Consider the following 13,076-nt stretch of genomic DNA (forward strand, 5'->3'; position numbering starts at 1 on the left):
GCACCGCCATTGCGGCTGCAGCGGCCAGCTCAGCCGTCTTGATCACCATACTGTTTCTCAGCCTCAGCAAGATCGAATATTCGCTGCCTCGGTTCGGCTTTTTCGCCATCCGCGAGTTCCACATTGCAATACGCGATGTAACCCACCTCAGGGACATGACTTCGCTCGCCCAGGCCGCCCCTGGGTCGGCAGACAGCCTTGAGCACTTATCGGCGGCGAACGACCTGGTCTACATTCGTTTCAAGCGGATCGACGGCACTGGGACAGCGAGCGAAATTCCCGCCTACGCAAGTATCGTGCCCCGTGTCGTTGACGCGGTGACACGGCTTGATGCCATGATTGCGGCCGGGCTGCCTCTCGACGAAAACAGCCTGAAGGAAATGGGGCTGGAACTCGAGCAGCTCGTAGAGAGGATGAATGACGAATACTACAAATATGGAGATGAGATCAACGCAGATCTCTATTCGACAGAAAAAAGTCTGAAGAGATTCAACTACCAGATTGCGTTCGCCCTGGCGGTGTTGTCGCTGCTGGCGATCGGAACTGCCGTATTGCTAATCGGCCGTTGGGAAACAATAAAGAAACTGGAATTCCTGGCCTGGCGCGACGCGACGACGGGATTGAAGAACCGTGCCTGGATGTCAGCCAACAGGGACATGATGCTGGACCGGGCAAGGCTGGGCGGCAAACAACTCCGCCTTTTCCTGATAGACCTGGATCAATTCAAGAGCGTGAACGATACGTTCGGTCATCACATCGGTGATCTGCTGCTGAAAGCCGTCGCTGAAATCCTGCAATCGGTCGAACGGCCCGACGAAGTGGTCGCCATCCGTTTGGGCGGCGACGAGTTTGCCATCATGGCGATTGGGGACCGGCACGCGGCAGCGGATGCTCTCGGAGATCGGCTTCGGGAGCAATTGAACCGGTTTGCCGAACTCGAAGGCCACCACGTGCGCATGGGAGCCAGTATCGGCATGGCATGTTTTCCTGAGCATGGCTCGGATATTTCCACCCTGTTGCGCAACGCAGACAGCGCTCTTTATGTGGCCAAAGCGGAGGGGCGCTCCGGCTTCGTGACATTTTCGCCTGCAATCCTCAATCAGTTCGATAAGCAGCTCGGCGAAGAAGCTGGCATCAAGCGGGCGCTTAACTGCGACGAGTTCTTCCTGGTTTGGCAACCGCAATTCGAGCTGGCTACCGGCCGCATGATTGGCGCGGAGGCGCTTGTGCGTTGGCGCGACCCCGCTTCGGGCGCGATTCGTCTGCCGATGTCATTCATTCCAATTGCCGAACGAGGCGACCTGATACTGGAAGTCGACAAGGTTGTGCTGAGCAAGGCTTGCCTGCAGGCAGCTCAATGGATGCCTGTTTCTGCCGAGGATTTCGTTTGCTCGGTCAATCTTTCGGGCAAAAGCCTTCAGAACGATGCGTACTTCGCCCACCTTCTTCTGGTGCTGCGACAAACGGGCCTGCCGCCCTCGCGCCTGCAACTGGAAATAACGGAAGGGGTATTTATCCAAAACAGCAGAAACGCCTTGAACATGCTGACGGAAATTCGAAATATCGGCGTCGGTCTGGCACTCGACGATTTTGGATCCGGCTATTCAAGTTTCGGCTACCTTGCCGATTTCAACCTGGATCGGTTGAAGATCGACCGATCGTTCTTGAGCGGTCTGGAAGCGTCGAAGAAAAAACAGAACATTGTTCGAGGCATTATAGCACTGGCCAATTCGCTCGGTTTGACCGTTCTGGCAGAGGGCGTGGAAAACGAAGCGCAGCTTGACTTCCTGATTGCCGAGCGTTGTCACAGCGCTCAAGGGTTTTTCATGTCACAGCCCATCGAAGAAAATCTGCTGACAGACCACCTGGCCGCAAGGCAAGGCAGGATAAAAGATACGGACAAGTTCAGGCTGGGCCTTTCTGCCTAGTACTACAGTTGCAGATGGGAGCATTTTGCACCCAAGTGGCCTCACTTGGCGTCGCAGAAATGCGGCTAACGCAAATAGATGGCGCGGGATGCCCAGGTCCATTTGAACGCATCCCGCTCTAGCCGGTGCCCGACCATATGCCACGGCACTTTGCCAACCTGCATTGGCGTCGGCCGCAGCCGAGGGCAGACTTGCGGGCTCGAAGGACATGACATACTCGATCCCGTGACTATATTAACGGGCTCGCCGGCCCCTGCCCTACCCGGTTCAAGCCCGATCGACATTGGAGAAAAAATTGGCCTCCCAGCCGCCCGCCACGCTTGGAGACAAGGCCGACGCGACAGCGGCAAAACCGCTGCGCGCCGATGCGCAGCGCAACCGCGACGCGCTGGTCGAGGCCGCAGCAGTGGCCTTTGCCGCGCATGGCGCCGACGCCTCGCTGGAGGAGATCGCGCGCCAGGCCGGCGTCGGCATCGGCACGCTCTACCGGCATTTTCCGACGCGCGAGCATCTGGTCGAGGTGGTCTACCGCCGCGAAGTGGAAAGCCTGTGCGCGGCCGCCGACGAGCTCGCCCGTCACCATCCGCCCGACGTCGCGCTCGAACAATGGATGCAGCGCTTCGTCGACTATATCGCCACCAAGCGCGGGCTGGCGACAAGCCTGCGTATCTTGCTCAACACCAATTCCACCTTGTTCTCCGACGTTTCGGGCAGGGTGACACTTGCCTTACGACGGCTGATCGAGGCGGCGGGGGCCGACGGCTCGATCCGCAGCGACGTCGACGCATCGGACGTTCTGCACGCGCTGGGCGGCATCTATTCGGCGCCCGACACCAAGGACTGGCGCGACCGCTCGCGCCGGCTGGTATCGCTGCTGATGGACGGGTTGCGGTTTGGGGCGACGAAGTCCGCGAAGGGGGACGGGTGAAGGCTGGGCTGCAGTCGACCTCTATGCTCTCTCAAATGGCGTGGAGGATGCGAAAGCGATCTGGTTCCGCCGGTCCCGATCAACGATCTGGATTGGCGACCATTGCTGATTCCTGGCGTGCGGGAGAACTGGATTTTCCCGCGAGTGCCTTCAACTGCAACGCACGCCAGGGCGGGCTCGGCAACGGAAGCCGCCTGCTCCAAGAACTCGGCGCGTTGGGCGGAAAAAACTTAGCGACTTGACGAAGTTTTCGCTTGCGCCACCGGCAAATTGGGCGATAGTTAGCGACATGGCTAAGCATGATCCTGATCTATCGCTGCTCTTCCACGCGCTCGCTGATCCGACCCGCCGGTCGATCCTGACCCGGCTTGCCGAAACACCTGCGCAGGTGACGGATCTGGCTGGTCCCACGGGACTGCGTCTGCCCACGGTGATGCGGCACCTTTCCGTGCTGGAGGAGGCAGGCTTGATCTCCACCTCCAAGGACGGGCGGATACGCACCTGCGCCATCGTGCCCGAGGCTCTGGACCCGGTGCGGACATGGCTCGATGAACAGCGCGCCATCTGGGAGGCTCGGCTCGACCGGTTGGATGCATTTGTGATGAATGTGATGAAGGAAAGCGAAGAATGACACAGAACGTCGCTACAAACAGTGCGACCCGTGCGGTGCCCGATGATAGGAAGGGCCGCTTTGCGACACTCACCTTCGAACGGGACGTGGCCGCGCCATTGGCCGTGTTGTGGGAGGCATGGACGGCCCCGGCCGCGCGGGCGATCTGGGCTGCGCCATCATCCACGGTCACCGTGCAGTTCTTGGAGGCCGACACCAGGGTGGGTGGACGCGAGATCTCGCTCTGCAAGGCAGAGGGCCAGCCGGACATCCGCTGCGAGAATGGCTGGCTAGTGTTGCAACCAGCGGTGTGCAGTGTGAACTATGAGGTGATCTCGTGCGAAGGCGTGACGCAATCAGCAGCGCTGGTGACGGCAAATCTTTCAGGCACGCACAAGCGCAGCCGGCTGGTCGTGACGGTGCAACTTTCATCGCTGGCGCAGGACATGGAAGCAGGCTACCGGGCAGGCTTTGGTGCCGGCCTGGACAACCTCGCGGGAGCGGCCGAACGAACCATGGTGCTGCAGCGGGTGATCCAGGCGCCGCGATCCATCGTGTGGGGCGCGTGGATGAACCCTGAAACGCTGCCGCAATGGTGGGGGCCGGAAGGCTTCTCCTGTCGAACGAAGAGGATCGATCTGCGCACGGGCGGCGAATGGGTATTCGACATGATCGCGCCTGACGGCACGGTCTTCCCGAACCACCATCTCTATAACGAGGCCCGGCCCGAGGAGAGGATCGGCTATACGCTGCATTGGGGCGAGAACGGGCCGAAACATGCCGACGCCTGGGCCTCGTTCGAGGATCAGGACGGGGCAACAAAGGTAACGCTGGGCATGGTATTCAGCACGGCTGCCGAGTTCCAGGAGGCGAAGGGCTTCGGTGCCGTGGAACTGGGACTGCAAACTCTGGGCAAACTGGAACGCTTCGTCGCATCCCGCTGAAATGCCGCGACTTCCCGTCGGCTCGAATTAGGGGTTGTGGACGAGGTCCTCATCCATGTCGCGCCCGTTCTCATCGGCGACGGCATCCGCCTCTTCGGCCAGAACGGCATGGAGCCGGTCAGGCTGGAGAAGACCGAGATCTCGGAAGCGGGACAGATCACCAACATGTGCTTCCGCTTCACGGGATAGGGCCGAGAATTCACAAAGGAGATACACGAAGAGGCGGGTTCTATGAGAAAACTGATCATATGGGACATGGTGACCGTCGACGGCTTCTTCGAAGGTCCGGACAGGGACATCAGCTGGTTCGTCTTCGAAGAAGAACTCGAGAACTACATTCGTGAGACCCAGGAAAAGGCCGACACGCTGATCTTCGGCCGCGTGACCTACGAGCTCATGGCAGCCTATTGGCCGTCCGAGCAAGGCTGGATCGCGGACTTCATGAACAAGATCGAGAAGGTGGTCTTCTCGCGCACGCTGAAAAGCGCCGACTGGAACAACACGAAGCTCGTCAACGGCAATGTCGCGGAAGAAGTCTCCAAGCTGAAGACCAGGGACGGCGGAGACATCTTCGTGTTCGGCAGCGCCGACCTCACGGCGACCCTGATGGAGCACGGCCTGATCGACGAGTATCACCTCGGGATCAACCCCGTCATTCTCGGGAGAGGCACGCCGCTCTTCAAGGGCGGCCCGAACCGGATACCCCTGAAGCATCTGGAGACGAGGACGCTCAAGTCAGGTGTTGTCATTCTCCACTACGCGCCGGAAAGCAGACAATGACGATCGATCGGCCGATGAGCTTCGGGCCCTCTGATCAGAAGTCTGGCACCTGACTCCGCACCGGTGCGCGGAATGCCAGCGGAGCAAGAACGAGTAACTCCGCCCTGAATTGCGTCAGATGCGAAATCCTAGAGCGGTTCATCGTTTCACAGAAACGCCGAACCGCTCTATCTCTTTGTTTTTGCGCAATTCCGGACGGAAAACCGTTCACACTTTTCCTGGAATTGCTCTATGCGAACAAGCCAACTGCTCGATCGTAAAAATGGTCGAGAGCGCAGCGCCTGGCGGCAATCCGGGCGGCTTCAAGCAATTCCTCGCGACACGAGGCGCCGTCCTTGTAGGTTGCGATGACCACGCGCGCGATCATTTGGGCGTCCTCGTTGTCAAGCTCCGCTTCGCCGGACCGCAAAATTTCCCGAACCACACCCCTCAAGAGATCCAGTTCAATGGTTGAAAAGACGCCCATATGGGGCGCGAATGTGCACTCCACCGCCATCTGAATTCCTCCCGCCAGCACGATATCAAACACGGGAGAGATTACAACTAAAGTATTAGGCCGAGCGCTTCGGTCGGCGCCCGAACACCGTGCAACCTTGATATGCCGCATTTGCCCGAAGTGCCGCGAAATGCTTTTCTCACGTCGGGCAGACAGAAGTGGTGCCATCTCATTGCCGAAGCGTGCGCAGACAACGATCGACGTCGAGGAAATGGACGGTCGCAGGTATATTAAAGTGAACGTCGAGGGTCGCGATAGGCGCGCCCTTGGCCCCTTCAAATCACGTGAAGATGCACGGCGAACGAGCAGCGCGATCGATTGAGAGATGAAGGCAAATATTAGCGTTGAGGCGGTTGCCGGACGCAACCCCCCTTACTGAAACACGTTGCGCCGTATGACGTGCAAACGTCGCTAATGGGATCAGACCGGCTATCGGTGGAGTACTCGTGATGAAGACTGTCGTTAGGGTAGTCTGTGCCATCGGCCAAGCGGGGCAGCTCGGCCTCAATGGTGGCCTCCCGTGGGAAGGCAACCGGTCGCCGGAGTTTGTCGCTGACGTCGCACGATTTTTCGACCTCACCAGAGGGCACGTCTTGCTCGCCGGTCCCAAGACGATCGCAAGCATTCCGGATTTTGCTCGCCCGGATCGAAAACTTGTCGTCGTTCGCTCCAGCATGGATCCGGAGGACACGCTCCGGCGCTTTGCCGGCCGTGTCGTCTTCATCGGCGGCGGTCCACCGGTGTGGGACGCCTACGCGCGCTTCGTCAGCCATTGGGATGTCACCCGGCTGCCGTATGACGGGCCGGCAGACCGCTGGTTCAATGCAAGATGGCTTACGGGAGGTGGTAAGGTTGCCAGAAATCACCGCGACCAATGAAGGCCCGGTTTCCGAAACGGCCCAAAGGGTCATTTCCGGATGTTGACGCCCGCAACGAACATGTAGGTGTTGAAGCCGAATGGTATTAATCTGCGCGGTCTCGGGCTTCAGCGAGCTGGCAAACGCATGGATTTCAGCACCTTCTCAGGGCGAGGCTATGTCCTCATCGGCGGCCTCATCCTGGTCGGTGCCGGGCTTCTGGTCCTTTCGCTGATCGTCAATGCTCGTGTGGCACACAATGTCCGCCACGACATACGCCATCGTGAAAAGCTGCTGGAATATTATCGCAACATCTTTTCCCAGCTCGGCGTGATCCTGATCGGTATTGGCGTTTCTCTGTTCATCTTCTTTTTCCAGCAGAATTATCAGGACCAGCGCAAACGCGAAACGGAGGTCCAGCTGGTTCTCGCCAAACTGGCCGCGCGCATTGCTCGCGGCGCCGCCGTCGTCGAATACCTTGGCGAATTCGATGCGCTGCTGGATGATGGCGGGCCTTATATCAGCCCCGAACTCGGTGGAACGAATGCCGCGATCAGCGCCCACGGGGCGGAACTCGGCAAGCAAGTCGCCGAGATCCTTTTGGTAGAGCGCGACGTTGAGGTTCAAGCGTTCGAGATCCTGAACCTATCGCGCGATTTCGAAGCATCGTTCGTCGTCAACGAACTCGATCCCGCGCTGTGGTTCAACATCGTCCGGGATGAGAGCGAGATCAATTATGCCACCACTCAGCTCGTCCTCGACTACAAGGACCTGCAGGATGCGATCGGCGGAGACTCGATCGCGGTTGCGATCGCAAATCCTGAAAAGGAGGCAAAGATCAAGCAGGAGGTGCTCGACATCTTTTATGATGCCGACCTCTTGCGCCAGCGCAGCAGGAGACTTCTCGGCCGTGCGTGCTGGCTTTTCAGCAAGGGGCGCAGCTTCGTTAACCTTGGACCGGTCAACGAGATCGAGGCCGATGCCAGGTCGCACCAGGAATGGATCGATCGGTCGAAACGCTTCCTGACGCAGTTGAAGTCTGGAAGCGGCGATTGTTTCAAATTGCTCCAGTTCAGCCCGGCGCCCTGAGTCGAGAACGCGCCGGCAAAGGCCCGCCGCCCTGCGGCTCTAGGACTCAGACTCCATCAGCTGGCTACCGCCGATGGTCGATATGCGTGGAATGTTGCCATTCGTCTCGTCGATCGGGAACGAGAAAGGTGGTTGATCCGGACGGAACTGCAACAGTGTCCCGACACGCGCACGCCAGTTCGGGTAGATTTGGAACTCGGTTTGCGGCGCCTGGCCTAATCGCTGCTGATGCAGAACCGGATGACCATTCCGATCCAAGGCTCTATAACAGGCCGACAGAATTGCGATGATCAAGGGGAGACGATGCGCTACATACGTCCGCTTTCAATGGAAGATGCCGTTGGCCAGTTAGCCGGCTCGTCTGGCATGGCCGCCATTCTCGCCGGAGGCAGCGACCTCCTGGTGAGGATGAAAGGCGGCTTTATCGAGCCCGATCTCATCGTCGACATCAAGGCGATCGATGGGCTCGGCGAAATCAGGGAAACGGCGGAGGGCTTCAGCATCGGTGCGGCGGTCTCCTGCGCACTGATGGGGGAGAGCGCGGCCTTGAAGAGGGAATGGCCGGGCGTCGTCGAAGCGGCCAAGCTGATCGGCTCGAAACAGGTGCAGGGTCGCTGCACCATCGTCGGTAATCTTTGCAACGCCTCGCCGGCAGCCGACAGCGTGCCAGCGCTGGTAGCCGCCGGCGCCATGGCATTGATAGCCGGGCCAGCAGGCAGGCGCACCGTCGCGGTAGAGGCAGTGCCGACCGGGCCGGGCAAGACGTCGCTCGCCAAGGGCGAGATCATCGAGGCGATCCTGCTCGACAGGCGCGCGCCGCGCTCCGGCGATGCCTATCTGCGTTTCATTCCACGCACGGAGATGGACATCGCCGTGGTCAGCGCCGGGGTGAACCTGACGCTCGATGAACAAGGTGTCGTCAAATCGGCCCGCGTGGCACTGGGCGCCGTGGCGCCGACGGTGCTGCTGGTGGAAGAGGCCGCCGAGGCCCTCATCGGCAGGAAGCTGGACGAAGCAGCGCTGGAGCGGCTCGCCAAGGTCTGCTCCGGGGCCTGCCGTCCCATCGACGACAAGCGGGGCACCGTCGAGTTCAGAAGAAAAGTTGCGGGCGTGCTGGCCAGGCGGGCCGCCACGACCGCCTATGCACGTGCAGGAGGCAAATGATGGCCGGTGTAGCAGTCTCAACCACAATCAACGGCGACAATGTCGAGTACCTTTGCCAACCGGACGAGACGCTGCTCGACGTGCTGCGCGACCGCCTCGGGCTGACGGGCGCCAAGGAAGGCTGCGGCACCGGCGACTGCGGCGCCTGCAGCATCATCCTCGACGACCGGCTGGTGTGCTCGTGCCTGGTGCTCGGCGCGGAGGCTGAAGGCCGGCGCGTCGAGACCGTCGAGGGCATGGCGCATGGCGACAGTCTGCATCCGCTGCAGCAGAAGTTCCTCGAACATGCCGCACTGCAATGCGGCATCTGCACGCCGGGCTTCCTGATCGCGGCGAAGGACCTCTTGGCCAAGAACCCCGACCCGACCGAGGAGGAAATCCGCTTCGGCCTCGCCGGGAACCTCTGCCGCTGTACCGGCTATGACAAGATCGTGCGTGCCGTACAGGACGCCGCCAGCGTGATGAAGGGAGTGTGACGATGAATTTCGATCCGCGTTACTCCAATCGCAGTTTCACCTCCGTCGGTACGCGTCCCATCCGTCCCGACGGCGTCGACAAGGTGACGGGCCGCGCCCGCTACGGCGCGGACTTCAACATGGCCGGCCAAGTGGTCGGGCGTGTTCTGAGAAGCCCGCACCCCCACGCCACGATCAGGAAGATCGACACCTCGAAGGCGGAGAAGCTCGCCGGCGTGAAGGCGGTGATCACCGCGGCCGACCTGCCCGACCTCACCGACGGCGATGCCGCCATGTACGACATCCTCGACAACTGCATGGCGCGCAAGAAGGCGCTCTATGACGGCCATGCGGTGGCCGCGGTCGCCGCGATCGACGCCCGCACGGCAAGGCAGGCGCTGAAGCTGATCGAGGTCGACTATGAAGTGCTGCCGCATGTGACCGATGTCGACGAGGCGATGAAGCACACGGCACCCCTGATCAACGACGCCATCTTCACCGAGGGCCTCGAGGAAAAGCCCGTCAAGCCTTCCAACGTCACCAAGCGCACGCAGTTTGGCCATGGCGACATCCATGAAGGTTTCGGCCAGGCCGACTTCGTCGTCGAACGCTCCTTCAAGACCGAGCAGACGCACCAGGGCTATATCGAGCCGCATGCCTGCGTGGCGAGCGTCAGCTCCGACGGCACCGCCGACCTTTGGGTCTGCACGCAAGGCCATTTCGTCTACCGCCAGCACTGCGCCCAGCTGCTTGGCATGGAAGCCTCCAAGCTGCGTGTCACCTCGTCGGAGATCGGCGGCGGTTTCGGCGGCAAGACTCACGTCTGGGCCGAGCCGGTGGCGCTGGCGCTGTCGCGCAAGGCCGGCCGCCCGGTCAAGCTGGTGATGACGCGCGACGAGGTGTTCCGCGCCTCGGGGCCGACCAGTGCCACCTCGATCGACGTCAGGATCGGCGCCCGCAAGGACGGCACGATCACCGCCGCCGAGGCGACGCTGCGCTATTCCTGCGGCCCCTATGCCGGCATGTGGGCCGAGATCGGCGCCATGACGGCCTTCGCCTGCTACAATCTCGAGAACGTCAGGACCGTCGGCTACGAGGTGCTGGTCAACCGGCCGAAGACCGCCGCCTATCGCGCGCCCTCGGCGCCGATGGCGGCCTTCGCGGTGGAAAGTGCGATCGACGAGCTGGCCAAGGAGATCGGCATGGATCCGGTCGAGTTCCGGATCAGGAACGCCGCACAGGAAGGCACCAGATCCTCCTACGGCCCGGTCTATGGCCCGATCGGCATCGGTCCAACGCTTGAGGCGGCGAAGAACCATCCGCACATGAAGGCTCCGTTAGCGAAGAACCAGGGCCGCGGCATGGCTTGCGGCTTCTGGTTCAACTTCGGCGGCCAGACCTGCACCGACCTCAACATCGGCATGGACGGCTCGGTCTCGCTTGCCGTCGGCACGGTCGATGTGGGTGGTTCCCGCGCCTCGCTGTCTCTGGTGGCGGCGGAGGAACTCGGCATCGCCTATGAGCAGGTCAAGGCTGTGGTGGCTGACACCTCCAGCCTCGGCTACAACGACATGACGGACGGCAGCCGCGGCACCTTCTCCTCCTCGATGGCGACGATCTCGGCCGCCCGCAACACCATCAAGATCCTGCGCGAACGCGCCGCGCAGATGTGGGACATTCCCGTCGACGACGTGGTCTGGGAAAAGGGCCACGCCATCGCCAAAGGCGAGAAGTACGGCAACCTTGCGGCGCTGTCCCTCAAGGAGATCGCGGCCGCGTCAGGAAAAACGGGCGGGCCGATCGCCGGCCACAGCGAGCTCGTCGCCGACGGCGCCGGCGTCTCCTTCGCCACCCATATCTGCGATATCGAGGTCGATCCCGAGACCGGCGCCACGAGGGTCCTGCGCTACACAGTCGTGCAAGATGCCGGCAAGGCGGTGCACCCGACCTATGTCGAGGGCCAGTACCAGGGCGGTGCTGCGCAAGGCATCGGCTGGGCGCTCAACGAGGAGTACATCTACGGCAAGGACGGGCGGCTGCAGAACCCCGGCTTCCTCGACTACCGGATCCCGGTCTGCTCGGACCTGCCGATGATCGACACGCAGATCCTCGAGATCCCCAACCCCAATCACCCTTACGGGGTGCGCGGTGTCGGCGAGACCTCGATCGTGCCGCCGCTGGCGGCGATCGCCAATGCGGTGTCGAACGCCGCGGGCGTGCGCATGACGCACATCCCGATGTCGCCGCCGCGCATTCTCGCGGCGATCGAGGCGGAACGGGAAGGCTAGAGAGGTTTCGCTCCCATGGTCGAAGTCACGCTCTGGGGCGCACTCGGCCAACTCGCCGGCGGCCAGAGCAAGGTCGAGGTCGAAGCCAAGGACATCAGGGAGCTGTTCCGCAAACTGGCGGAACAGTATCCCGGGCTGGAGCCCTACATCGACCGCGGCATCGCGGTCGCCATCGACGGGGTTATCTATCGCGATACGTGGTCGAAGGAACTGCCGCAGGGGGCGGAGATTTTCCTGCTGCCGCGATTGGCTGGGGGGTGATGTGCGGGTGGCGCCATCGCCATCGTCTAGCAATAACGTCTCGAACGTCGTGGATGGGCCGGAAGCAGCGCACAGCCGACCAGGCAAACTTGCCCCGCAGCGGACATGGAGCTCCATCGGACTACCGAGAGACAGAATTAACCACATTCGAAGAAGGCGAAGGGCGGTTGGGTTTGTCACCGATCCGTCTCGCGTAACATGTTATCGTTGGAAATTGGGGGCATCCACAGCACGTCCAGGCGCAAAGGCAAGGAAGAGGCAGGATGCCCACCTTAAGCAATGGCAGTGAACTCGTCGTATGGAACGAACCCGAGAATCCCAATCCAAGCCCTGACGCCGTCCTTTTCAGCATTACAAAAACCGACGGCGACATAATCGGACCGAAAGGGGCAAAGCCGGATTTCCCTTTCGGTGGGATCGAACTGGCTTCGGTCGATGTCTTCGACGGCTTCTTCACCATCACCAGCCTCACCCACGAGGGCAGGACCGAGACCTGGACGACGGTGGAAACGCAGGTCTTCGACAACGAAGGCAATTTTCTCCGCACCGTGTCCGACCAGGCGGCCTTCCTGTCGGCCCAGATCGTCTCGATCAGCGCCGACAGCCCCGACGACATCACGGTGACATGGATCGGGGCGAACGAATATTTCGGCGGCGAAAACACCCAATACGGTCAGCATCAGATCATCTTGGAAGGAGGCGTGCTTCAACCCGACACCTTCGTCAATCACGCGCCGACCGTTGCCGACCTGGACTTGTCGGTTTCGCAGGGACAATTTCTCGACGACGTCAAGTTCAGCGCGGCAGATGCCGACTACGACCTCTTGAACTTTATCGTTGTGGACGGGCCGGACAGCGGCACGCTAGTGCAGGAGACGAGTTTCGACGGTAACTACTACCCGTTTCACCAGGGTCACTATGGCACTACCCTGCACTATCATGCGGATTTTCTGAGCGGAAATCTGTTCGACTACACGCCAGAGGCCGGCTTCATCGGCACCGACAGTTTTACGGTTTACGCGACGGACGGCCAGGGCAACAGCAATGTGGCGACGATTACGATCACAGTCACTCCGCCGGCCGAATCCATCACATTGACCGACGCCAAAAACATCATGAGCTACGCAAGCTATGATCATGCCGTGCTCGTCGCCGCGCTGGGCGGCGGCGACCGCATCAGCGGCACCCCGTTCAACGATACGCTCGACGGCGGTGCCGGCCACGACCAGCTGTTCGGCGGCGCTGGCGCCGACGACATCATTGGAGGCGCGGGCAC

13 protein-coding genes and 1 pseudogene are annotated in these 13,076 nt (G+C 61.2%); 13 read left to right on the forward strand and 1 reads right to left on the reverse strand.

Annotated features, from left to right (window positions below):
- The first annotated feature begins 38 nt into the window (after positions 1-38).
- The 6 genes and pseudogenes from EOA78_RS08545 (at position 39) to EOA78_RS08570 (ending at position 5,190) form a co-directional block, all read left to right on the forward strand.
- Positions 39-1,928, forward strand: a complete 1,890-nt coding sequence (locus EOA78_RS08545) for a bifunctional diguanylate cyclase/phosphodiesterase (protein ID WP_164783675.1) — start codon at positions 39-41, stop codon at positions 1,926-1,928.
- Between the two features lie 295 nt (positions 1,929-2,223).
- Positions 2,224-2,856 carry a TetR/AcrR family transcriptional regulator gene (locus EOA78_RS08550; RefSeq protein ID WP_127314749.1) on the forward strand — a complete coding sequence of 211 codons (633 nt, stop codon included), beginning with the start codon at positions 2,224-2,226 and terminating at the stop codon, positions 2,854-2,856.
- Positions 2,857-3,145: 289 nt separating this feature from the next.
- Entirely contained in the window at positions 3,146-3,487 is a 342-nt protein-coding gene (locus tag EOA78_RS08555; protein WP_127314750.1) for a metalloregulator ArsR/SmtB family transcription factor, read from the forward strand.
- A complete protein-coding gene (locus EOA78_RS08560) occupies positions 3,484-4,410 on the forward strand; it encodes an SRPBCC family protein (protein ID WP_127314751.1) in 927 nt (308 codons plus the stop codon). The genes EOA78_RS08555 and EOA78_RS08560 overlap by 4 nt, the downstream gene beginning before the upstream one ends.
- Before the next feature lie 33 nt (positions 4,411-4,443).
- Positions 4,444-4,599 (forward strand): annotated as a pseudogene (locus EOA78_RS08565) (dihydrofolate reductase family protein); the annotation flags it as partial.
- Between the two features lie 42 nt (positions 4,600-4,641).
- Positions 4,642-5,190: a dihydrofolate reductase family protein gene (locus EOA78_RS08570; protein WP_127314753.1), complete on the forward strand. Its 549-nt coding sequence runs from the start codon at positions 4,642-4,644 to the stop codon at positions 5,188-5,190.
- 229 nt (positions 5,191-5,419) lie between these two features.
- Here EOA78_RS08570 and EOA78_RS08575 read toward each other — a convergent pair whose 3' ends face one another.
- Positions 5,420-5,719: a hypothetical protein gene (locus EOA78_RS08575; RefSeq protein WP_127314754.1), complete on the reverse strand. Its 300-nt coding sequence runs from the start codon at positions 5,717-5,719 to the stop codon at positions 5,420-5,422.
- Between the two features lie 413 nt (positions 5,720-6,132).
- On the opposite strand from EOA78_RS08575, the gene EOA78_RS08580 reads away from it, so the two are divergent.
- From EOA78_RS08580 to EOA78_RS08610, 7 genes are all read left to right on the forward strand, one after another.
- Complete coding sequence (locus EOA78_RS08580) at positions 6,133-6,564, forward strand: dihydrofolate reductase (RefSeq protein WP_127314755.1); 432 nt, start codon at positions 6,133-6,135, stop codon at positions 6,562-6,564.
- Between the two features lie 126 nt (positions 6,565-6,690).
- Complete coding sequence (locus tag EOA78_RS08585; protein ID WP_127314756.1) at positions 6,691-7,632, forward strand: hypothetical protein; 942 nt, start codon at positions 6,691-6,693, stop codon at positions 7,630-7,632.
- 303 nt (positions 7,633-7,935) lie between these two features.
- Entirely contained in the window at positions 7,936-8,796 is an 861-nt protein-coding gene (locus tag EOA78_RS08590) for a xanthine dehydrogenase family protein subunit M (protein WP_127314757.1), read from the forward strand.
- Positions 8,796-9,272: a (2Fe-2S)-binding protein gene (locus tag EOA78_RS08595; protein WP_127314758.1), complete on the forward strand. Its 477-nt coding sequence runs from the start codon at positions 8,796-8,798 to the stop codon at positions 9,270-9,272. Before EOA78_RS08590 ends, EOA78_RS08595 begins: the two co-directional genes overlap by 1 nt.
- A gap of 2 nt (positions 9,273-9,274) precedes the next feature.
- Positions 9,275-11,539: a xanthine dehydrogenase family protein molybdopterin-binding subunit gene (locus tag EOA78_RS08600; RefSeq protein WP_127314759.1), complete on the forward strand. Its 2,265-nt coding sequence runs from the start codon at positions 9,275-9,277 to the stop codon at positions 11,537-11,539.
- Positions 11,540-11,554: 15 nt separating this feature from the next.
- The gene (locus tag EOA78_RS08605) at positions 11,555-11,800 is read left to right on the forward strand and encodes a MoaD/ThiS family protein (RefSeq protein ID WP_127314760.1); all 246 of its coding nucleotides are present in this window, start codon (positions 11,555-11,557) and stop codon (positions 11,798-11,800) included.
- A gap of 263 nt (positions 11,801-12,063) precedes the next feature.
- The coding region (locus EOA78_RS08610) for an Ig-like domain-containing protein (RefSeq protein WP_127314761.1) at positions 12,064-13,076 on the forward strand (1,013 nt) is incomplete at its 3' end.

The organism is Mesorhizobium sp. M5C.F.Cr.IN.023.01.1.1 (genome assembly GCF_003997585.1).
GTDB lineage: Bacteria > Pseudomonadota > Alphaproteobacteria > Rhizobiales > Rhizobiaceae > Mesorhizobium > Mesorhizobium wenxiniae.

What these genes read in the sequence shown, in the direction of transcription:
- EOA78_RS08585 (WP_127314756.1), top strand. Translation starts at nt 6,691, where the DNA reads ATGGATTTCAGCACCTTCTCAGGGCGAGGCTATGTCCTCATCGGCGGC.
- EOA78_RS08595 (WP_127314758.1), top strand. Translation starts at nt 8,796, where the DNA reads ATGGCCGGTGTAGCAGTCTCAACCACAATCAACGGCGACAATGTCGAG.
- EOA78_RS08600 (WP_127314759.1), top strand. Translation starts at nt 9,275, where the DNA reads ATGAATTTCGATCCGCGTTACTCCAATCGCAGTTTCACCTCCGTCGGT.
- EOA78_RS08560 (WP_127314751.1), top strand. Translation starts at nt 3,484, where the DNA reads ATGACACAGAACGTCGCTACAAACAGTGCGACCCGTGCGGTGCCCGAT.
- EOA78_RS08605 (WP_127314760.1), top strand. Translation starts at nt 11,555, where the DNA reads ATGGTCGAAGTCACGCTCTGGGGCGCACTCGGCCAACTCGCCGGCGGC.
- EOA78_RS08570 (WP_127314753.1), top strand. Translation starts at nt 4,642, where the DNA reads ATGAGAAAACTGATCATATGGGACATGGTGACCGTCGACGGCTTCTTC.
- EOA78_RS08590 (WP_127314757.1), top strand. Translation starts at nt 7,936, where the DNA reads ATGCGCTACATACGTCCGCTTTCAATGGAAGATGCCGTTGGCCAGTTA.
- EOA78_RS08555 (WP_127314750.1), top strand. Translation starts at nt 3,146, where the DNA reads ATGGCTAAGCATGATCCTGATCTATCGCTGCTCTTCCACGCGCTCGCT.